Origin of the sequence: Pseudomonas koreensis (assembly GCF_036668835.1) — a bacterium.
GTDB lineage: Bacteria > Pseudomonadota > Gammaproteobacteria > Pseudomonadales > Pseudomonadaceae > Aquipseudomonas > Aquipseudomonas koreensis_I.
In genome coordinates, this window is sequence record NZ_JAZEVW010000003.1 from 162,601 (window position 1) to 184,268 (window position 21,668).

Here is a 21,668-nt window from a genome sequence, read left to right on the forward strand (position 1 = left end):
GCCCGCAATGTCCGCTGCACCCGCTTACCTCATGCACACCTCAGCCCGACAACCGGTTTCGTTCAGCCGAGGCCGGGGCGCCTCGTTGTGGGACACCGAGGGTGTTGAATACCTGGATGCCATCGCCGGCGTGGCGGTGACGAGCCTGGGGCATGCCAACCCCGAAATTGCCGCGGCCATCGCCGAACAGGCCTCGGTGTTACTGCACACGACCAACATGTTTCGCATCCCATGGCAGGAGCAATTGGGCGAACGACTGTGCCTGCTATCGGGCATGCAACGGGCGTTTTTCTGCAACTCCGGAGCGGAGGCCAACGAGGCGGCGCTCAAACTGGCCCGCCTGCATGCCAACGCGCGGCAGGTGGCCCAGCCGCAAGTGTTGGTGATGGAAAACAGTTTTCACGGGCGCACCCTGGCCACGCTCGCCGCCACCGGCAACCCCGCCGTGCATCGCGGCTTCGAGCCCCTGATGCCGGGTTTTGTGCGGGTGCCTTTCGACAACATCGAGGCGATTCGCCAGGTCGCGGCGCAGTCTCCCGATATCGTCGCGGTGCTCGTCGAGCCGGTGCAGGGTGAGGGGGGCGTGCACGCCGCCTCTGCCGGCTACCTGCAGGCCCTGCGCCAACTGTGTGATGAACACGACTGGCTGATGATGATCGATGAAGTGCAGACCGGGCTGGGCCGCACCGGTACCTGGTTTGGCTTTGAGCACGCGGGCATCAAGCCGGACGTCATTACCCTGGCCAAAGCGCTGGGCAACGGTTTCCCCATCGGCGCATGCCTGGCGCGAGGCAAGGCCGCCCAGCTGTTTTCCCCCGGCCACCATGCGTCCACGTTCGGCGGTAACCCGCTGGCGTGCCGCGTCGGCTGCACAGTGCTCGACATCATGCAGCGCGATCACATCCCGCAACGCGCCGCTGCCTCGGGCCGCCGCTTGTTGGCGGCCTTGAAGCTGGCGCTGGGCAACCATCCTGAGGTGGTGTCCGTTCGCGGCATCGGCTTGATGATCGGCATTGAACTCAATGGCCCGTGCGCCGAACTGGTCGGCCGGGCCCGTGAAGAACAACGTCTGCTGATCACCGTCACACGGGGCAACACCGTGCGCCTTTTGCCGCCGCTGATCTGCGATGACGCACAGATCGACGACATCGCCGCGCGCGTCACCCGCCTGCTGTCACCCGCCGCTTGAATTCTTGACCAAGGACACTTCGCCCATGTACGACTCGACGCTGACCCTCAACGCTTTCGATCCTGAGCTGTATGAATCGATTCACAACGAAGAGCATCGCCAGGAAGACCATATCGAGCTGATCGCCTCGGAAAACTATGCCAGCCCGCTGGTCATGCAAACCCAGAGCACGGTGCTCACCAACAAGTACGCCGAAGGCTACCCCGGCAAGCGCTATTACAGCGGTTGCGAATACGTCGATGTAGCCGAGCGGCTGGCGATCAAGCGGGTCAAGGCCCTGTTCGACTGCGACTACGCCAACGTGCAACCCCATGCGGGCGCCCAGGCCAACGCGGCGGTTTTCCTGGCGCTGATCAACCCAGGTGATACGGTGATGGGCATGAACCTGGCCCAGGGCGGTCACTTGACCCACGGCAACCCGGCCAATTTTTCGGGGCGTCACTACACCATCGTGCCTTACGGACTGGACCCGAAAACCGGCTTTCTCGACTATGACGAGATGGAGCGAATCGCACTGCAGACACGCCCAAAAATGCTGATCGGTGGTTTTTCGGCGTATTCGCGGTACAAGGACTGGGCACGCATGCGCAGCATTGCCGACAAGGTTGGCGCCATTTTCTGGGTCGACATGGCCCACGTCGCCGGCCTTGTCGCCGCGGGCGAATACCCGGACCCGCTGCCCCATGCGCATGTGGTCACCAGCACCACGCACAAAACCCTGCGCGGGCCACGCGGCGGTTTGATTTTGTCCAAGGGCCAGGATGAAGCCTTCTACAAAAAGCTCGATTCCGCTGTGTTTCCCGGCGTGCAGGGCGGGCCGCTGATGCACCAGATCGCAGCCAAGGCCGTGGCGTTCAAGGAAGCGCTTGCGCCTGAGTTCAGCGTCTACCAGACCCAAGTGGTCATCAACGCCCGGGCCATGGCCGGGGTGTTGCAAAAGCGCGGGTACAAGATCGTCTCGGGCGGCACCGACAACCACATGATGCTGATCGACCTGTCCGACAAGCCCTACACCGGCAAGGAGGCAGACGCGGCCCTGAGCAATGCCTATATCACCGCCAACAAAAACTCGGTACCGAATGACCCGCGCTCACCGTTTGTGACATCCGGCCTTCGTATTGGTACACCGGCAGTGACTACCCGCGGGTTTGGCGTGGAAGCCTGCGAGCAAGTGGCCGGCTGGTTATGCGACATACTGGACGCCCTGGAAAACGGAAGCAGTGACAAGGTCGGGCACCACGTGCGCGAACAGGTTGTCGCGCTGTGCCGTCGTTTTCCGGTCTATCGCTGAGCCTGGCTGTAGTTTCAGCATCAGCGAAAGCCTGAGTAACAGGCTGTTTGCCGCGAACGCTCTTATCGTGTAATCCAGCACAAGGAAATCGCAGCTTCGGCTGCGATTTTGCCAGGTGACTTCCGATATCCGAACCGGGGAATCCCATGGACCGCTTCCAGGAAATGCACATCTTCACCACCATCGCTCAAGAGCAGGGCTTCTCGGCCGCTGCGCGGCGGCTGGGGTTGTCGGCGGCGAGTGTGACGCGGGCGGTGGCGGCGCTGGAACTGCGGATCGGTACGCAGTTGCTGGTGCGGACCACGCGCAGCGTGCATCTGACCGAAGCCGGTCAGCGTTATCTGGAAGACTGTCGGCGGATTCTGCTGGAGGTGCAGGAGGCTGAGGATTCGGCGGCGGGCAGTCATGCGCAGCCGCGCGGGCAGTTGACGGTGACGGCGCCGGTGTTGTTCGGCGAGCTGTTCGTGACGCCGCTGATGGCGGCGTATCTGGCGCAGTATCCGGACGTTACGATCAATGCGCTGCTGCTCGATCGGGTGGTGAGCATGGTCGAAGAGGGCATCGATGTGGCGGTGCGCATCGGAGAACTGCCGGACAGCAGTCAGCACGCGATCCGCGTCGGTGAGGTACGGCGAGTGGTGTGTGGTTCGCCGCAATATCTGGCGCAGCATGGTCGGCCGCAACATCCGCAGGCGCTGTGCGAAATGCCGGTGGTTGCAACGTCCGCGGTCGGGCAGTTGCGCAACTGGCCGTTTCTGGAACATGGCGAGCCGTTGTTTGTGCGCCCCGAGCCGCGATTGGTGGTGACCGCTAATCAGGCGGCGATCACAGCGGCCTGTCTCGGCCTGGGGCTGACGCGAGTGTTGTCGTATCAAGTGGCGAGCGAGGTCGCGGGGGGCGAACTGGAGATCGTCCTCGACGAGTTCGAACTGCCCGCATTGCCCATTCACGTCGTGTATCAGGGAGGGCGCAAGGCAGCGGCGCGGGTGCGCAGTTTCGTCGACTTCACCGTGCAGGCCTTGCGCGAGCATCCGTCCCTCCAGAACGCAGCGTTATTGCAGCCAATGAAATAATTGATTGCGTTTGCTGGTTATTCTGTTGTTTTGCAGATCCGTGGAAGATTGCTGCCATCGGTGACGTCAATTCGGACGACACCCTTATTCAGCGGAGTCGACCATGCAAGCGATCAAACTCTACAACTTCCCACGTTCCGGCCATGCCCACCGTGTCGAGCTGATGTTGTCCCTGTTGCAGTTGCCGACCGAGCTGATTTTCGTCGACCTGGCAAAAGGCGAGCACAAGCAGCCGGCATATCTGGCGATCAACAGTTTTGGCCAGGTGCCGGCCATTGATGACGGCGGCGTGGTCCTCGCCGACTCCAACGCGATTCTGGTGTACCTGGCGCAAAAATACGGCAACGGGCGTTGGTTGCCGGCTGACCCGGTCGGCGCGGCGCGCGTGCAGCGCTGGTTGTCCGCTGCTGCCGGCCCGATTGCCTTTGGCCCGGCTGCTGCGCGACTGGTGACGGTGTTTGGCGCACAACTGAATGCTGAAGAAGCGATCACCCGTGCGCACAACCTGCTCAAGATCATGGACATCGAGTTGGGCCAAAACGCGTTCCTGGCCGGCGGCGAAGCGAGCATTGCGGACGTTTCCGCTTACAGCTATATCGCCCACGCGCCGGAGGGCAATGTCTCGCTGGACGACTATGGCAACGTTCGCGCCTGGCTGGCCCGCATCGAAGCCTTGCCCGGTTTCGTCGGCATGCCGCGCACGATTGCCGGTCTGCAAACTTCAGCCTGACAGGCGCAACCGGACTGCGCCGCTGGCGCAGGGGAGAATCGTGATGGAACGTTCACCTTGGCACGCCGGCGAACAGCAGTTGCAGGCCCACGTAGGAGTGGCCGAACGCATGGAAGCGTTCGGGCGCAAAGTCATTCGCAGCTGGATGCCCGATCAACACCGCGAGTTCTACCGGCAACTTCCATTCATGCTGCTCGGCGCGGTCGATGCGCAAGGGCGGCCGTGGGCCAGCGTGTTGGAGGGCGAGCCGGGCTTCGCCGATTCGCCGGATCCCGAGCATCTGCATTTCACCCGCCGGCCGGCCGCCGACGACCCGGCGCAACTGCGCGACGGCGAGCCGATCGGTCTGCTGGGTATCGAACTGCACACGCGGCGGCGCAATCGCCTCAACGGGCATGTCACCAACCTGACGGCTGATGGCTTCGAACTGAGCGTCGACCAAGCGTTCGGCAACTGCCCGCAATACATTCAATTGCGCCAGTTTCAGCGTGTGCCGCTGAGCGATCCGCAGACGCGCCCGGCTCAGCATCTGAACGGTCTCGATGAGGCGGCCGGCGCACTGATCGCGAGCGCCGATACGTTTTTCGTCGCCAGCTATGCCGACGTCGACGGGCAGCGCTCGGTGGACGTTTCGCATCGCGGCGGTCAGCCCGGTTTCGTGCGCATCGAAGGCAATCGCCTGACCATCCCTGATTTCGCCGGCAACCTGCACTTCAACACCTTGGGCAATCTGCTGCTCAACCCCAAGGCTGGCTTGCTGTTCATCGACTTTTCCACAGGCGATCTGCTGCAACTGAGCGGGCGTACCGAGATCCTTCTCGAAGACCCACAGATCGAAGCGTTTCAAGGCGCGGAACGGCTGTGGACGTTCGAGGTGGAACAGGTTGTGCGGCGTCCGGCAGCGTTGGCGTTGCGCTGGCGCTTCGACGGCATGTCGCCGACCAGCCTGCTCACCGGCAATTGGGCTGAGGCTGATGCGCGTTTGCAGGCCCAGGCACTCGGCAACCAATGGCGGCCGCTGCGAGTGGCGAAGAACGAAGCGGAAAGTCGTCACATTCGTTCGATCTATCTGGAGCCGGTCGATGGCGCCGGGCTGCCGGTATTTCTCGCCGGCTAGCATTTGCCGCTGCGTTTTACATTGGATGGCGAAGTGCATATCCGCACCTACAGTCTCTCCAGTGCGCCGTCGGACGGTTTCTACCGCATCAGCGTCAAGCGCGAAGGCCTGATTTCATCGCATCTGCACCAGCAGATACAGGTAGGCGATGTACTGGAAGCGCGGGCACCGCAAGGGCATTTCACCGTGGCGCCGCTGGAACACCGGCCGTTGGTGCTATTGGCGGCGGGTGTCGGCATCACGCCGTTGCTGTCGATGCTGCGCGAGGTGGTCTACCAGGGACTGCGCACGCGCGGGATCCGCCCGACGTTGTTGCTGCAAAGTTCGCGCAGCCTCGCCGATCAGCCGTTTCGTCAGGAACTGGACCGCTTGCTCGAGCGCTCCGGTGAGGCCGTGCGGGTCCTGCGCTTGCTCAGCCAACCGGAGGCCGATGCGCGTGAGGGCGAGGATTTCGATCTGACCGGGCGCATTGAGGGCGTCGTGTTGCGCAATCTGCTCGACGTCGACGATTTCGACCAGATCGACTTCGTCCTCTGTGGCCCCGGCGGTTTCACTCAAGGGCTGTACGACAGCCTGCGTGAACTGGATGTGCGTGACGCGCAGATTCATGCGGAAACCTTCGGCCCGTCGACCTTGAAACGCCTGCCTGACCCTGATGCAATCGTCATCGAACAACCGCCAGCGGCGACCACTTCGGTGGCGGTGGTGTTCGAACGCTCGGCGAAAGAGGCGCGTTGGCAGCCAGAGGGCGGCAGCCTGCTGGAACTGGCGGAAAGCCGCGGATTGCGCCCGGAATTCAGTTGCCGTGGCGGTTCGTGTGGCACCTGCAAGACCCGGCTGGTCAGTGGTGCGGTGAATTATCCACAGGCCCCGGCGGAGATTCCCGCAGCGGGGCATGTGTTGATTTGCTGTGCGGTGCCAGCGCAGAGTGCACAGCCGCTGGTGCTGGATCTCTGAACACACCCGCGAAAAACTTGTGGGAGCGAGCCTGCTCGCGAATGCGCACTGCCAGTAAAGAATTCATCGGCTGACTTGACGCTTTCGCGAGCAGGCTCGCTCCCACAGGGGTGAATGTGTTTCGACCTGAATCAGGCGTAGGACAGAGCTTTTTCTTCCAGAAGTTCCTGATACAGCTGCGTCCATTTGCGGCCCATGTCGTCGGCGGTGAACAGCTGCCGATAGCGCGCTTCGGCTTTGACGCCCATGGCTGCGGCACGCTGCGGATCGTCCCAGAGCGTGCGCATGGCCTCGCGAAACGCCAGCGGCTGACTCGGTGGCACTACCAGCCCGGTTTCGTTGTGGATGTTGATGTAACTGGTGCCGGTACCAATTTCGCTGGAGATCATCGGCTTGCCGTACATCGCGCCTTCGAGCAGCGAAATGCCAAAGGCTTCTGAGCGCAGGTGCGACGGGAAGACGATCGCGTAGCTCAATTGCAGCAGGGCAACCTTGTCTTCATCGCTGAGACGCCCAAGGAAATGGATATTGCGCAGGCCCAACGCCTGCGCCTGTGCATGCAGTTCCAGCTCCAGTGGCCCGGCGCCGACGATCACCACCGGATAGTCCACGTCTTTCAGGGCATCGAGCAGAATATGCAGGCCCTTGTAGTAGCGCATGACCCCGACGAACAGGAAAAACTTATCCCCAAGCTGCTGGCGCCAGCGCTGCATGCGCGCGCTGTCAGCCTGTGGATAACCGGCCTTGTTCAAGCCGTAGGGGATGACCCGGGTCTTGTCCTGAAATTGCTGCAGCACATCGCTGGTGTGCAGGTAGTTGGGCGAAGCGGCGACGATGCGGTCGGCGCTGGCAAGGAAGCGGTTCATCAGCGGCCGGTAGAGTTTGAGCAGGTGCTTCTGGCGAATGATGTCGGAGTGGTAGGTGACCACGCTCGGTTTGTTCAGCGCGCTGGCGAAGTGCACCAGGTCCATGAACGGCCACGGGAAGTGGTAATTGACCACATCGGCCTCGGCGGCCAGTTCGCGGAACTGTTTGAACACACTCCAGGAAAAACCGGTGGAGGCGAACTGAATGTCGAGTCTGGCTCGGTGCACTTCGTGCTGGCCGAGCTGCACCACAGGCGGTGTCGGGTCGGCGCTGAGCGTCAGCACCTGGCCGTCGATGCCGTGTTGGGCGCCGCTTTCGCAGAGCTGGAAGATCACTTGCTCGATACCGCCGACCGAGTCAGGCAGGTACGTCTTGAAAAAATGAAGAACGCGCATTCAACCTCCCATGGCCTGGCGGTAGGCACCGGCCGTGGCCTGTGCACAACGCTGCCAGGAAAAAAGCCGTGCCTGCTGCAAGCCGGCCGCTCGGCAATCCTGCCAATGCGTTTGATCGTCGATCAGAAGGCTCATCGCATCGCGCAAGCCGTCTGCATCATCAGCTTCAATATAGTTGCCGGCAGCGCCAGCGACTTCCGGCATCGCCGAAGACCGCGTAATCACGACTGGCGTGCCACTGGCCATCGCCTCCAGTACCGGCAACCCGAAACCTTCGTAACGCGAGGGGAAAATCAGCGCCCGTGCCCCCGCCAGTAATTGCGCGACATCCTCGTCGGGCAGATAGCCGAGCAAACACACATGCCCGCTGGCCAGCGCCTGGCGCAGCTCGTCGCTCAACTGCTCGCGCTGCCAGCCAGCCATGCCGACGATCAGCAGCGGGAAGCGTTCGCGCAGGGCCTGCGGCAGCAAGGCGTGCGCGCGCAAGGCCAGACTCAGGTTCTTGCGCGGCTCCAGCGTGCCGACACACAGAAAATACTGGCGTGCCTCGACGCCGTGGGCTTTGAGCACGGCGTCGATGGCGCTCGCCTCGCGCGGATAAAAACGCTCGGCGACGCCCAGCTGCGCCACGACAAAGCGCTCGGCCGGCAGCCCGAAATGCTGCTGTGCTTCGTCGGCGATCGCCTGGGAGTCGGTGAGGATCAAACGCGCCTGCTGCACCCCGGTTTCCAGTCGGCGCTCGATTTCCTTGATCCGCGCTGCCGGCTGGGTGTCGGGATAATGCAGATGCGTCAGGTCATGCAGAGTGATCACGGTCGGCCCGTCGAACACCAGCGGCCACAGGCTCGGCTCGTGATAGAGATCGATGCCTTGCGCGCGGCCCTGGTCGAAGCGCTTCTGCTCCAGCCAGCGCCGCGCCTGATACGCGCCGGGGATCTGCCGCAGCAAGGGAGTCAAACGTGAGTAACCGGGCAGGGCGGACTGCGGCAAGGCAGCGCTCCAGCCCCAGCCGTGAAACAGCGTCAGTTCGACATCGGGTTCGTGGCGCAAGGCACTGACCAGTTCCGCCACGTAATGGCCGATGCCGGTGCGCGGCGCCTGCAGGATGCGCGCGTTAAGAGCAATGCGCATGCTGACTCCCTGATGCCGCTGGCAATTCAACAACATGACTGACGCTACGCTCGACCAGTTGCAGACTGGCTTCACGCCAGCCAATCCATCGCCACTGACTAACATTGCGATCGGCAGGGAACTGTCCGCTGCACTGAAACTCGTTGATCAGGTTGACGAGGCTCTGTGGATCGTCGATATCGAAGTACGCCATGAATTGGCTGCCAATCTCACGGAACACCGCGATATCGCTGCCCATCGCCGGCAAGCCACGTTGCATGGCCTCCACCAGTGGCAAACCGAAACCTTCGACAAACGAAGGAAACACCAGCGCACTGGCATGGGCATAGGCATATTCGAGGCTGGTGTCATTGAGGTCGTTGAACATAAACAGGCGCTGATTCAGCTCTGCATGTTGGTGGACTCGGGTCAGCAAGTCAGTGCACTTCCAGCCCACCCGCCCGACGAAGCACAGCCGTGCGGTAGAACCGGCGGACCAGGCGCGTTCAAAGGCATCGAGCAGATATGCATGATTCTTGCGCGGCTCGATGGTGCTGACCATCAGGTAGACCGGGTCGCTCGTCGTGAACAATTGCTGCAGGCGTGGTTCGACCGCTGCCTGGTGGTTATGCAAATCGAGTTCGCAACCCAAGTGAAAAAAGTCGAACCAGCGCCAGGCGGATTGCGCACTGCCGATTCTTCGTTGCACTTCCTCCTGCACCTGATCGCGCACCGTCGCCGAGATCGCCATGTAGCCATCGGCAGTACGGGTAATCCAGTCAAACCACTCGCTGAATACCTCGATCAGCCGTGCTTCGTAAAACTGCGGGTGCGTCAGTGGAATCAGGTCATAGATCACCGCGATGACACCGACACCTTCGCGTTTGAGTTGCTCGACATGGGCACAAAAATCCGAATGCCAGGAGGAGTCCAGCAATACCAGTTGATCGCCCGGCTGGTGCCTGAGTGGTGAACAGCGTTTGAGCAGTTGTCGGCGATTGATCCGGCGGGTCAGTCGGATCGGCAGGCCGAACGCCGCGAAGAGGCTCAGGCGATAACCGACATACAACAGCCGTTGCGCCAGCTTCGAGGTGCATTGCGCATCGCGGCGCCGATGCCACTGCCAGAAACGATGGGCCAAGCGCTCAAGGCGCTCACTGAAGATCTGCAGTGCGCTGAAAAATGGCGCATCAAGCGGTTGCAGTTGCAGTACGCGATAGAGTTCGCCGTTGAGAATCACCACGGGCACGCATTCGACATTGTCGACGCTGGCGGGCAAATGACTGACCACGTTGCGCACGACGCGTTGTATGCCTGAGTTGACGCTCGGGTGATTGAATACGTGTGTGCATTCCACCAGCAAGCGGGTCATGGTGTGCGCTCGAGACGGTTGGACTCGGTATCACGGCTGACGGTGGTTTGAGCATTGAGCCATGAGCAACCGACAAAATCTTCGCGTCGATTGTTGATCACATGAAACACCAGACCGTAATCCCGCCATTCGAAGTTTTGATCCAGGTGCGAGTCCAGCCTCGACAGGCTCAGGGCGACGGAGTAGTTGCCCTTGCCCAGCCCCATCACAAAGGCAAATCGATAAGTGATGCGCTCGCCGGCTTGCAGATTGTCCAGTGCCTGGTTCTGACGATGCGTATTGATGCCGTACATGGGCTGGCCGAGACGATCCTTGATCAAAAAACCCAGCACCAGACGTTCGATGTCCTGGCGAATCTCTACCTTCACTTCCAGCGTTACCGACTGGCCGACTTCGGCAGCCTCGATGGGACGTTCGGCGTCATCCAGGAGACGTACGCACAAAATGCCCGCCTCGCCGGTACCCGATATGGTTTGTACCTGACCGCCACTGAGCATCTCCTGGCGCACCATGTGGCCTTCGCGTTCGGCCATCAATGCATTGTAGAAATCGAGGACGGTTTCGGGTTTGCCGTACATGGCCATGCGGCCGTCTTTGAGCAGAATGGCCGAGTCGCAGATTGACTGAATGGCCGAGCGGTCGTGGGACACGATCAGCAGGGTGGTCCCGGCTTTGCGGAAGCTGCGGATGCGTTCGAAGCTCTTGTGCTGGAAATAGGCATCGCCTACCGACAGTGCTTCGTCGACGATCAGGATGTCCGGGCGCCGAGCCGTGGCAACGCTGAACGCCAGACGCATTTGCATGCCACTGGAATAAGTGCGCACCGGGTGGTCAATGGCATCGCCTATCTCGGCGAAAAGCTCGATAGCGGGCATCAGTGCCTCGATGTCTTCAAGCTGCATGCCCAGCAACTGGCCCGCCATGATCGCGTTCTGACGTCCGGTGAAGTCCGGGTGGAAACCCATGCCCAGTTCCAGCAACGCAGCCACGCGACCTTGCAGTTCGATCTTGCCGTGTGTGGGGCGGGTTGTGCCGGTAATCATCTTCAACAATGTGCTTTTGCCGGCACCGTTGGCCCCGACGATGCCCACCGCCTCGCCCGGGGCGATCTCGAATTCGACATCGCGCAGCACCCAATGCTGCTGATGACGGATACGTGAAAAGGGGATCAGCCACTCAGCCAGTCGGCTCCAGCGATCGGGGTATTGTTTGTAGGCCTTGCTCAGACCGGTCACACGAATACGCCCCATCAGAGTTCATCCACCATTTCGCCGGCGTGCTGACGGAACAGCCGCAGGCCGATCAGACACAACAGTACGGCGATGACCAAGATCGGCAATAACGAATCCCAAACTGGCCACTGTCCGTAAAGAAACAGATTCTGATAACTGCTGAACACGGGTGTCAGCGGGTTGAGTTGCAGCAGGCCCTGCACCCACTCCGGGAGAATCGTGATCGGATAAACGATGGGCGTCAGCCAGAACCAGAATTGCAGGCAGATACCGAAGAGCTGACCGACGTCGCGAAAGAACACGTTCATCACGCCAAGCACCATGCCCAATCCGGCGCAGAACATCATCTGCAGCACGATCAGCGGAATCAGTGCCAGTAATGCCAGCCCCGGCCAGCGCCCGGTAATCAACAGAAAACCGAGGAACAACGCAATGATGATCGCGAAGTTGATTGCCGCGCTGCATAACACGATCACCGGCAAACAGATCCGCGGGAAACTGATCTTCTTCAGTAGATTGGCATTGTCCAGAAACATGGTCTGGCTGCGCAGGGTGATTTCGGAAAACAATCCCCAGGCCAGCAATCCGGCGCACAGATAGACGCTGTAGGCCATGGCGTCATCCACACCCGGCAAGCGGGCGCGCATGATGTGGGAAAAAATCACCGTGTAGACAATGATCATCGACAGCGGATTGAAAATCGGCCACAGGGCGCCGAACAGTGAATTGCGATAGCGCGCTTGAAACTCCCGCTTCACACTGCCGCGAATGAAGCCTCGGTAGTCATGCAAGGAACGGTACAAGGAAAGCAGCATTCAAACTGTCCTGCCGTATTGGTCTTCGAAGCGGACGATGTCGTCCTCGCCCAGGTATTCGCCGCTTTGCACTTCGATGATGACCAGATCGATCACGCCGGGATTTTCCAGACGATGGCGGTGGCCGGCAGCGATGAACGTCGATTCGTTTTTCGCCACCAGATGCGTGCCCGTACCGTTGTTGGTGACCTTGGCCATGCCTTCGACCACCACCCAGTGCTCGTTGCGGTGGTGGTGCATCTGCAATGACAACTTGCCGCCAGGTTTGACCACGATGCGCTTGATCTTGAAGCGCGGGCCTTCCTCGAGCACGGTGTAGGTGCCCCACGGCCGGCTGACGGTGCGGTGCAGACGATAGGCTTCGTGGGCTTTGTCTTTCAACTGTCTGGCCACGCGCCGCACGTCCTGCGCACGGTCGGCATGGGCGATCAGCACGGCGTCGGCGGTATCGACGACGATCAGGTTATCCACACCGACGGCCGCCACCAGGCGGCCTTCGCTTTGGACAAAGTTGTTGTGGCTGTCGACGAAGATCGCTTCGCCGCTGGCGCGGTTGTTGTCGGCATCGGCCGGAATCAGCGCAGCGACGGCGCTCCACGAACCGATGTCGCTCCAGTCGAAACCGGCCGGTACAACCGCGACTTTTTCCGAGCGCTCCATCAGCGCGTAGTCGATGGAAATGTCGGTGATCTCGGCGAACAAGGCTGGCGACAGTTCCTGTTGCAGGCAGCCGACGGTTTCCACCGGGGCGCTGGCGGCCATGCAGGCGCGAGTCTGTTCCAGCAACTCTGGTGCGTGCAGCTGCAATTCGGCAATCACCGCGGCGGTGGTGAAACAGAACATGCCCGAGTTCCAGAGGAAACTGCCGCTTTCCAGATAGTGCGTGGCAGTCTGTAGATCGGGTTTTTCGACGAAGCGCTGCACTTTGGCGGCGCCTTTGGCGTTCAGTGGTGCACCGGTTTCGATATAGCCAAAGCCGGTTTCGGGCGTGGTCGGCACCACGCCGAAGGTCACCAGATAGCCGTCCTTCGCCAGGTTTACGGCGTGTTCGACCGCGCTTTTCAGTGCGTCCTGATTGACGATCAAATGGTCGGCGGGCATCACCACCATGATTGCCTCGTCACCGTGCAGCGCTTGCAGGGCCAGTGCGGCGGCGGCGATGGCCGGCGCCGTATTGCGCCCGCTCGGCTCCAGCAGGAAATGCCCGCGATGGCGTGACACCTGCGCGGCGCAATAGTGATCCTTGCTCTGGAAGTAGTATTCGCGGTTGGTCACCGTGACGATATCGCCCCAGCCGTCCAGCAGCGCGGCCGCACGCTGGTAGGTCTTGCCCAGCAGCGACTGGCCGTCGGGCAGGGTCATGAACGGTTTCGGATGGCCCTCGCGGGACACCGGCCACAAACGGGTGCCGGCACCGCCGGACAGAATCACGGGGATCAGCATGGCCTACTCCTTGGCGACGCGTTTCATGTCCGCATCCATCATCATGCGGATCAAGGTATCCAGGTCGGTTTTCGGCTTCCAGCCCAGCACCCGCTGCGCCTTGGCCGGATTGCCGAGCAGCACTTCGACTTCGGCCGGGCGGAAGAACGCCGGGTCGATCTTCACAAAATCGCGGTAGTCGAGGCCGACGTGATCAAAGGCGATCCGGCACATTTCACGCACCGTGGTGGTGACGCCGGTGGCGACCACGAAATCGTCGGGCTTGTCCTGTTGCAGCATCAGCCACATGGCTTCGACGTAATCACCGGCAAAGCCCCAGTCGCGTTTCGCATCGATGTTGCCCAGGGCCAGCGCCTGCTGTTTGCCCTGCTTGATGCGCGCTGCGGCATCAGTGACCTTGCGCGTTACGAACTCAATACCGCGCAACGGTGATTCATGGTTGAACAGAATGCCGCTGCTGGCGTGCAGGTTGAAACTTTCGCGGTAATTGACGGTGATCCAGTGGCCGTAGAGCTTGGCCACACCATACGGGCTGCGGGGATAGAACGGGGTGTTTTCGTCCTGCTGCTCCGCCTGGATCAGGCCGAACATTTCGCTGGTCGAGGCCTGATAAAAGCGCGTGTGCGGACTGAACTGGCGGATCGCTTCGAGCAGATGGGTGACCCCCAGGCCGTCGACGATGCCGGTGGTCACCGGCTGATTCCACGAGGCGGCGACGAAGCTCTGCGCGGCGAGGTTATAGATTTCGTCGGGTTTGGCTTGAATGACTGCACGCTGTACCGAGCACGCATCGGCCATGTCGCCGTCCAGATAGACGATGTCGGCTTCGACGCCCATTTCGCGCAGACGCCAGCGCGAATCGCTGCTGCGCCGGGCGACAAAGCCGTAAACCGTGTAGCCCTTGTCGAGCAACAATCTGGCCAGATACGCGCCGTCCTGGCCGGTGATCCCTGTGATCAGTGCACTTTTGGTCATTCTTGTCGTACTCGAATCGCCCAGTCGGACAGGATCGTCCGCAGGGATTGTTGTGTGGTGATGGCCGGCGCCCATCCAGTGGCTGTGGCCAGTTTTGCGTGGTTGCCGCAAACGCGACGCTGGTCGGCACGGCGCATGCGCGCCGGGTCCTGAACCAGTTGCAACTCGACCTCGGCAAGGTCGCCCAGCTGTTCGATCAGGCTGCGAATGCTTTGCTCGCGGCCAGAACAAATGTTGTAGACCTGCCCGGCCGTACCGCTTTCAAGCAGCGCCAGATAGGCCGAGATCACATCGCCGACATCGAGAAAATCGCGGGTCACGTCGATGTCGCCAACTTCCAGTTGCGGCCCCTGCAGGCCGAGTTTGATGCGGTTTATCTGGCGCGCGGCACTGGCGATGACAAAGCTGTCTTTCTGGCCGCTGCCGATGTGGTTGAACGGGCGCGCGACCAGCACCGGCCAGCCTTCGCTCAGGCCCCATTGCAGGCTGAGAAACTCGGCTGACAGTTTGCTCACAGCGTAAGGATTTCGGGGGCAGGGCGGTTGTTGCTCGGTGATGGGCAGGGCGCTTTCACCGACCTGTCCGTAGACATCGCCGGAGCTGACATACAGAAAAGTGCCAGTGAAGCCGCGCGCCTTGAGCGCCTGTAACAGATTGAGGGTGCCGAACAGATTGATGGCGAGGGTGCGCGCCGGATCGCGGAAGGCTTCGGGAACGAAGGTTTGTCCGGCCAGATGAATCACCGCGTCGGGCACTTGCGGCCAGAGATCACTGAGGCTTTCGGCATCCGTCAGGTCATAGGGCGCTGCGGCAGGCAGCAACTCCCATGTCGAACCAGGCGAGGCCAGACGAGACTGAAGATGTTGTCCCACGAAGCCGGTAAGGCCCGTAACGAACAGACGTTTTTTCAAGCAGCGACCCCTTGGTCTTGAACTTGCGCCACTTTCCCACAGAGTTTGAGGAGAGGTCTGTCAGACCGATGGAAAAACCGGTTGAAAGACGGGCGAAGTCCGTTGTTGTAGTTATTTGTGCCCAATCTGTGCCAAAAGCGCGGCAATTTCAACAGGGCAAACCGTGACCGGTCAGTTCTCGTCAGCGTAGCGGATTTATTCTCGTCGGGCGGGTTCACGGACCCTTTGTGGATGTGTTTAGAATGCGCCTTGTCACGATTGGCCTGATTCGCTGGAATCGTCGTGAACAAAGATGAAACTGACCACTAAAACAAGAACAAGACGGCACCAGAGACGAAGCGCGGACATCGATCCGTCACGACGCCTGGCCGTCACAGTGTGAAGTTGCCGGGATGGCAGCTTCATCGTGGAATGCCAATGAACTTCATTCTTTATTCGGACATCAACGACGGTTCCATCCACCCGCATTCGGAGCATCCAGATTCCAGTTATTCCCGCGTACTGAAGGCCTGTCTGCCTCTGCTCGAAACGCTTGGGCAAGTTTACGTGGCAGGCGCAGTCACAGAGGTCGATGCGCTCTACCGGCAGTTACTCGCCGTGGGCGAGGAAAGCGTTTTCCTCTCGTTCACCCGACCTCAGAACACCGCGATCGATCTTCAATGCCCAACCGTATGCGTGGTTGCATGGGAGTACGACTGCATTCCCGACGAAGCGTGGGCCAACGATCTGTCGCAGGACTGGACACGCCTGTTGGCCCGCCACGGACGAGCGATCGCGCTGTCCAGCCATGCTGCCGGCGCGATCCGTCGCAGCATGGGCGAAGACTTCCCTGTCCTGGTTCTGCCAGTGCCGCTGGACGAACGCTTTGCGGCGATTCGCGAGCAAGAGGACAGCGTGCCGGTGAATGCCGGTACGACGTTGACGGTCAAAGGCTGCATCTTCGACTCCCGGCAAATGAATCTGCACCCGGATAACCTGCTGCCCAAACCGCTCACGCCAGAGGAACTGGCCGAAATCGAAGCCCTGCTGGAGGCTTCGCGGCCGCCACCGCTGACCTTGAAGCGGCGTTTCGTGATTGCCCGGCATTACTTGCGGTTGTGGCGACTCAATTCGGGTCAGAAGCAGGCACCGCCGGTGCCGCGAGTAAGGTTCCTGCAAAACTGGTATTGGGAAGGCATTCGCGACCTGGTGTCTGACTCCCTCCATGACTGGCTCGGCAGCCGTCTGCCTGCTATCGCCGGACCCCAGCCAGTGTCCGCAACGGTTCAACCGCCGCCACGAGACATGCCTGACAGCTCGTTAGAAGTGCAAACCCGGTTGGACGGCGTTGTCTACGTGACGGTCTTTCGGCCTGAAGACCCCCGCAAGAACTGGTTACAGATCCTGAGTGCTTTTTGCGCAGCGTTCCGTGACACGCCCGACGCTACGCTGGTGCTGAAGTTTACGCAGAGCGATCTGACGGCAGTCTATGCGCATCTGATGACGCCGCTGGCGCAACTGGCGCCGTTTGCCTGCCGGGTCGTGATGATTCATGGTCATCTGGATGATGCCCAATACATGCGCCTGTGCCAGGCAGGTAGTTATTACGTCAACGCCTCGCATTGCGAAAGTCTGTGCTTGCCTCTGATGGAGTTCATGGCCTGCGGCACACCGGCAATCGCGCCCGATCACACGGCAATGCAGGATTACATCGATGAATCAGTGGCCTTCGTCGTCCGCTCCAGCATGGAGATCTGCACTTGGCCACATGATCCGCGAATGCTGTTTCGCGCGCATCGTTACCGTCCAGACTGGGGCTCGTTGAAAAAAGCCTACGAAGACAGCTACTGCATGGCGAGGACACGACCACAGGAATATCAGCGCATGTCGCTGGCTGCAGCCGAACGCATGCGCGATTACTGCGCCCAGCCGGCCTTGCGAAAGCGTGTCACGGATTTTTTCGCACGGGTGCCCCATGCCGTCGATGCTGCCAAGGTTATGGATAACGCCTCATGCTGATCATCATTCACTCGGAAACCAACCAACACACCATCAGCCGTAACCTGGGGCGTTCGGAGTACAGCTATTTCTTTGTACTCAAGGAATATCGACCGGTGCTCGAGCGCCTTGGCCGGGTGATCGAAGTCGCCGATCCGAACGCCGAGGTCGATGCGTTGTACGCAGACTGCCGGGCTCGCGGTGAGCCCTGTGTGTTCCTGTCGTTTTCGCCTCCGCACCGCACGCCGGTGCATCTGGCCTGCCCGACTGTGCCGGTATTCGCCTGGGAATTCAGCACCATTCCCGACGAGCCGTTCGCCAATGATCCGTTGAACGACTGGCGCACCGTACTCAAGGCCTGCGGCGCGGCGATCACGCATTCCACTTATACGGTCAACGCGGTGCGTGCGGCGATGACCCGTGATTACCCGATTGTCGCCGTTCCCGCCCCCGTCTGGGATCGATTTGCGGCACGTGGCGTCCAGTTGCAGGGGCAACCGGTTGTTGATTCGGTACGATTGATTATCAAGGGCCTGGTAGTCGACAGTCGTCGGATCGAACTGGATGCCTTCGCGCCGGCGGGTTTGCGCTGTGGCACGGGTATCGATTTCCTTGCGCCCATCAGCGAACAGGAGTTGATTCTCGACGGCGTGGTCTACACCTCCGTATTCAACCCCCGCGACGGACGCAAGAACTGGGAGGACATGATCAGTGCCTTCTGCGCGACTTTCCGTGAGACTGATGACGCAACACTGGTGCTCAAGCTCACCCACCACGATGCTGAAGAAGCGCTGACGGACATCCTTCACTACGTGTATAAAAACCAGCCTCGCCAATGCCGCATCGTGCTGATCTATGGCTATCTCGCTGACGCGGATTACGAACGATTGGTGCAGGCGACGCGCTACGTCGTCAACACCTCATATGGCGAGGGCCAATGCCTGCCCTTGATGGAGTTCATGTCGTGTGGCAAACCCGCGGTGGCGCCGTGTACGACAGCGATGATCGACTATCTGAACGCCGAGAACGCGTTCCTGATCGAATCAACCGAAGAGTTCACCGCCTGGCCACACGATCCGCGCTCGGCTTATCGGACCCTGCGTTACGCCACCAATTGGGCGTCGGTATGCGCCGCCTATCGCGCAAGCCATGCAGTGGCCAAAAACGATCCCCAGCGTTACGCGCAGATGTCGGCGCAGGCGGTGATCAGTCTGCGGGGGTTCTGCAGTCAGTGGGTCGCCGAACAGCGCTTGCAGGCATTTCTGGCCCAGCTGTTCGAAGCGCAAGCCGTTCAGCTGGAGGAGGGCGAAGCATGATTCGTCGATTGCTCCATCGGTTCCTGCCTTCAGCCCGTGCGGTGCATGCGCTTGCCCCAGTCGCCCAGCCGGTTGCCCAAGCGCAGGAGCCGATCACATGGTCGCCGCGCGATGTCGGCTTCCATGATGCGGTACTGGATGGCTGGTTTCTCAATGACAGCGGTGAGCTGCTCAAGGGCTTTGCGATTACGGCCGATGACACCGTGCTCGATGTCGGTTGTGGTGAAGGTGGCGCGACGCTGTTTGCCGTGCGCCAGGGCGCGTCGGTGATTTTCACCGACAGCGAACACGACAAAGTGCGCGATCTGTCCCGCCAGATCGATGCTCAGAGTAGCCGGCCGTGTCTGGGCCTGGTGAGCAACAGTTTGCCCTTGCCATTGGTGGATGGTTGCGCAAGCAAAGTGATGTGCCTGGAAGTCCTGGAACACGTTGAAGCGCCTGAGCCGTTCCTGGCCGAACTGGCGCGCATGGGGCGTCCCGGTGCGTTATATCTGCTCAGCGTGCCGGCGCCGGTTGGTGAGCACCTGCAAAAAGGCATCGCTCCCGCCAATTACTACCAGTCGCCTAACCATGTGCATATTTTTACGCCGGAGCGTTTCGCAGCAATGGTCGAGGACTCGGGGCTGGTCATCGAACATCGGCAGGCCACCGGATTCTTCTGGGTGATGGGGATGATTTTCTTCTGGGCCAGTGAGAAGGCCGCCGGCCAGGATCCGGGCGGCGCGGTGCGCGATCGCATTCATGCACCCTACCCGGAGCTGATGCAGGGGTGGGCCAGGACCTGGAATGAAATGCTGCATCGGCCGGACGGACTCGCCATCAAGCAGGCGCTCGACAATTTCATGCCCAAGAGCCAGGTGATCATCGCTCGAAAGCCATTCGATGCCGGGGATGCGCCATGAGCGGCAAACGCATCATGGACATCGAAGTGCTGCGCGCCATCGCGGTATTGGGCGTGCTGTTTCACCACTTGCAGGGCAGCCTGTTCACCGATGTGGTGCCGCTGCTGGCCAGGATCCATGCCTGGGTGCAGCCGTGGTGGGGCGTCGACCTGTTTTTCGCCATTTCCGGTTTTGTCATCGCGCGCAGCCTGATCCCGGCGTTGCAAGGCTGCACCAGCCGCCAGCAATACTGGCAGCAGACGCGCAACTTCTGGTTGCGTCGCGCCTTTCGCTTGCTGCCGTCGGCCTGGCTGTGGCTGGCGCTGATGTTGCTGGCGTGTCTGTTCGTCAACCGTTCGGGAGCGTTCGGTACGCTGTCGGCCAACTTGCAGGCGACCCTTGCCGGGGTCTTTCAGTACGCCAACTTTCGCTTCGCCGACAGCTTCTTCCGGTACGAATACGGCAGCAGTTTCGTTTACTGGAGTCTGGCGCTGGAGGAGCAGTTCTACCTGCTGTTTCCGCTGTTGATCGTGCTCTGTCGCAAACATCTGGTGTGGGTGTTGCTGGCGCTGGTCGCGGTGCAATTGTTCACGATGCGCACGCCGTTGCTGATGGTGGTGCGTACCGATGCGCTGGCCCTCGGCGTGCTGCTGGCGATGTGGAGCGCGCAGCCTGGCTATCAACGCTGGCGACCGGAGGTGCTGCGCCGGCCGTGGCTGGGGATCGGCGCGCTGATCCTGATCGCTGCGCTGTTGAGCTTCATGGCTACCGACCGCTTCACCTTCGCCTGGTATCGCATCGGTTCGATTGCTGTGCTCAGCGCGGTTCTGGTGTGGATCGCCTCGTACGATCGAAACTACCTGATGCCGGCCGGTGCGCTGCAGCGCCTGCTGGGATGGATCGGCAGCCGTTCCTACGGCATCTATCTGATCCACATTCCGGCCTATCAACTGGTGCGAGAGCTGATCTTTCGCTTGCAAAGCGCCGGTCTGCCCAGCCCCGCCGGCCACCCGATCCTGACGCTGCTGATCGCCTTTGGCCTGATCGTGCTGCTCAGTGAACTGAATTACCGTCTGGTCGAAATGCCCATGCGCAACCGCGGTGCCGCACTGGTGCAACGCCTCGGTACCGCGCGATCCGCCGTCCCTGCCACTGGAGCCACCTCATGCTGAGCCTGTTGAAAAAACTCACGGCGGCGACGCCAGCCCCGGCGCCGACGCAACCCGTTGCACCGGTTGCCAGCAAAGTCGATCCGTACATGCTCGGCCTGCACGACGCGGTGCTCAGCGGCTGGTTCAACCAGGACTCCAACGAGCTGTTCAAGGGCTTTGTGGTGTCTGCCGACGACACCTTGCTGGATGTTGGCTGTGGCGATGGCGGCAATGTGCATTTCTGCGGTATGCGCGGGGCGAAGATCATCATCGCTGACATCGACGCGGCCAAGGTCGAAGCGACTCGTCAGCGCCTGAGCGATACCCCGGCGCGAGATGTCGAATGCCACGTCACCGATTGCAATCCGCTGCCGATTGCCGACGCGACGGCCACGCGCGTGGTATCCACCGAAGTGATCGAGCATGTCGACGATCCCGTGCAGTTTCTCGCCGAGCTGGTGCGCGTCGGTAAACCGGGTGCGTTGTACCTGTTGAGCGTGCCGCACCCCAGCTCTGAGGATCTGCAAAAAGACATCGCCGCGGCCGAGTATTTTCAGAAGCCCAACCACATCCGCATCCTCAGCGAAGAGCAGTTCAAGACGCTGGTCAGCGACGCCGGGCTGGAGATCATCAGTCACAGCCAGTACGGTTTTTACTGGTCGATGTGGATGCTGCTGTTCTGGGAAGCCAAAGTCGATTTCAGCAATCCGGACCATCCGTTGCTCAACCACTGGGCCGAAACCTGGCAAGCGCTGCTGGATTCGCCGCGCGGCGCACAGATCAAGCAGGCGCTGGATGCGGTCGTAGCGAAAAGCCAGGTCATTATCGCGCGCAAGCCCTGACACATTCCGACAGGGGTTTTGTGT

The 21,668-nt window shown here is 60.9% G+C and carries 17 protein-coding genes and 1 pseudogene; 10 read left to right on the top strand and 8 right to left on the bottom strand.

Features of this window, described 5'->3' with window-relative positions:
• Window positions 1-7 precede the first annotated feature (7 nt).
• The 5 genes and pseudogenes from V6F91_RS09960 to V6F91_RS09980 all read left to right on the top strand — a co-directional run bounded on the left by V6F91_RS09960 (window position 8) and on the right by V6F91_RS09980 (window position 6,357).
• Entirely contained in the window at window positions 8-1,189 is a 1,182-nt protein-coding gene (locus tag V6F91_RS09960; RefSeq protein WP_332763924.1) for an aspartate aminotransferase family protein, read from the top strand.
• A 25-nt stretch (window positions 1,190-1,214) separates the two neighbouring features.
• Window positions 1,215-2,480, top strand: a complete 1,266-nt coding sequence (gene glyA, locus V6F91_RS09965; protein WP_332763926.1) for a serine hydroxymethyltransferase — start codon at window positions 1,215-1,217, stop codon at window positions 2,478-2,480.
• A gap of 146 nt (window positions 2,481-2,626) precedes the next feature.
• A complete protein-coding gene (locus V6F91_RS09970; protein ID WP_332763928.1) occupies window positions 2,627-3,553 on the top strand; it encodes a LysR family transcriptional regulator in 927 nt (308 codons plus the stop codon).
• Between the two features lie 103 nt (window positions 3,554-3,656).
• Complete coding sequence (locus V6F91_RS09975) at window positions 3,657-4,283, top strand: glutathione S-transferase (RefSeq protein ID WP_332763930.1); 627 nt, start codon at window positions 3,657-3,659, stop codon at window positions 4,281-4,283.
• 43 nt (window positions 4,284-4,326) lie between these two features.
• Window positions 4,327-6,357: pseudogene (locus tag V6F91_RS09980) on the top strand (pyridoxamine 5'-phosphate oxidase family protein).
• 131 nt (window positions 6,358-6,488) lie between these two features.
• Here the strand turns inward: V6F91_RS09980 and V6F91_RS09985 are convergent.
• From V6F91_RS09985 to V6F91_RS10020, 8 genes are read right to left on the bottom strand one after another with little or no spacing between them, the layout of a single operon-like run.
• Complete coding sequence (locus tag V6F91_RS09985; RefSeq protein WP_332763932.1) at window positions 6,489-7,619, bottom strand: glycosyltransferase family 4 protein; 1,131 nt, start codon at window positions 7,617-7,619, stop codon at window positions 6,489-6,491.
• Window positions 7,620-8,750 (bottom strand): glycosyltransferase family 1 protein, encoded by a 1,131-nt coding sequence (locus tag V6F91_RS09990; RefSeq protein WP_332763934.1) that lies wholly within the window; start codon window positions 8,748-8,750, stop codon window positions 7,620-7,622. It abuts the gene before it with no gap.
• A complete protein-coding gene (locus V6F91_RS09995) occupies window positions 8,734-10,101 on the bottom strand; it encodes a glycosyltransferase family 1 protein (protein WP_332763936.1) in 1,368 nt (455 codons plus the stop codon). The genes V6F91_RS09990 and V6F91_RS09995 overlap by 17 nt, the downstream gene beginning before the upstream one ends.
• Complete coding sequence (locus V6F91_RS10000) at window positions 10,098-11,351, bottom strand: ABC transporter ATP-binding protein (protein ID WP_332763938.1); 1,254 nt, start codon at window positions 11,349-11,351, stop codon at window positions 10,098-10,100. The genes V6F91_RS09995 and V6F91_RS10000 overlap by 4 nt, the downstream gene beginning before the upstream one ends.
• Window positions 11,351-12,148: an ABC transporter permease gene (locus V6F91_RS10005; RefSeq protein ID WP_332763940.1), complete on the bottom strand. Its 798-nt coding sequence runs from the start codon at window positions 12,146-12,148 to the stop codon at window positions 11,351-11,353. The genes V6F91_RS10000 and V6F91_RS10005 overlap by 1 nt, the downstream gene beginning before the upstream one ends.
• On the bottom strand, window positions 12,149-13,591 hold the full coding sequence (locus tag V6F91_RS10010; protein ID WP_332763942.1) for a mannose-1-phosphate guanylyltransferase/mannose-6-phosphate isomerase: 1,443 nt from the start codon (window positions 13,589-13,591) through the stop codon (window positions 12,149-12,151). It abuts the gene before it with no gap.
• Between the two features lie 3 nt (window positions 13,592-13,594).
• Window positions 13,595-14,566, bottom strand: coding sequence for a GDP-mannose 4,6-dehydratase (gene gmd / locus V6F91_RS10015; protein WP_332763944.1), 972 nt, complete (start codon window positions 14,564-14,566; stop codon window positions 13,595-13,597).
• Window positions 14,563-15,477 carry a GDP-mannose 4,6-dehydratase gene (locus V6F91_RS10020; protein WP_332763946.1) on the bottom strand — a complete coding sequence of 305 codons (915 nt, stop codon included), beginning with the start codon at window positions 15,475-15,477 and terminating at the stop codon, window positions 14,563-14,565. Before V6F91_RS10020 ends, gmd begins: the two co-directional genes overlap by 4 nt.
• Window positions 15,478-15,894: 417 nt before the next feature.
• Between V6F91_RS10020 and V6F91_RS10025 the strand changes: the two genes are divergently transcribed.
• Genes V6F91_RS10025 through V6F91_RS10045 form a run of 5 tightly spaced genes read left to right on the top strand, consistent with a single transcriptional unit; the run spans window position 15,895 to window position 21,644 of the window.
• Window positions 15,895-17,475, top strand: coding sequence for a glycosyltransferase (locus V6F91_RS10025; protein WP_332763948.1), 1,581 nt, complete (start codon window positions 15,895-15,897; stop codon window positions 17,473-17,475).
• Window positions 17,469-18,770 carry a glycosyltransferase gene (locus V6F91_RS10030; protein ID WP_332763950.1) on the top strand — a complete coding sequence of 434 codons (1,302 nt, stop codon included), beginning with the start codon at window positions 17,469-17,471 and terminating at the stop codon, window positions 18,768-18,770. The genes V6F91_RS10025 and V6F91_RS10030 overlap by 7 nt, the downstream gene beginning before the upstream one ends.
• Window positions 18,767-19,672: a class I SAM-dependent methyltransferase gene (locus tag V6F91_RS10035; RefSeq protein ID WP_332763952.1), complete on the top strand. Its 906-nt coding sequence runs from the start codon at window positions 18,767-18,769 to the stop codon at window positions 19,670-19,672. Before V6F91_RS10030 ends, V6F91_RS10035 begins: the two co-directional genes overlap by 4 nt.
• Window positions 19,669-20,823, top strand: coding sequence for an acyltransferase (locus V6F91_RS10040; RefSeq protein ID WP_332763954.1), 1,155 nt, complete (start codon window positions 19,669-19,671; stop codon window positions 20,821-20,823). The genes V6F91_RS10035 and V6F91_RS10040 overlap by 4 nt, the downstream gene beginning before the upstream one ends.
• Window positions 20,817-21,644, top strand: coding sequence for a class I SAM-dependent methyltransferase (locus V6F91_RS10045; protein ID WP_332763956.1), 828 nt, complete (start codon window positions 20,817-20,819; stop codon window positions 21,642-21,644). Before V6F91_RS10040 ends, V6F91_RS10045 begins: the two co-directional genes overlap by 7 nt.
• Window positions 21,645-21,668: the final 24 nt, after the last annotated feature.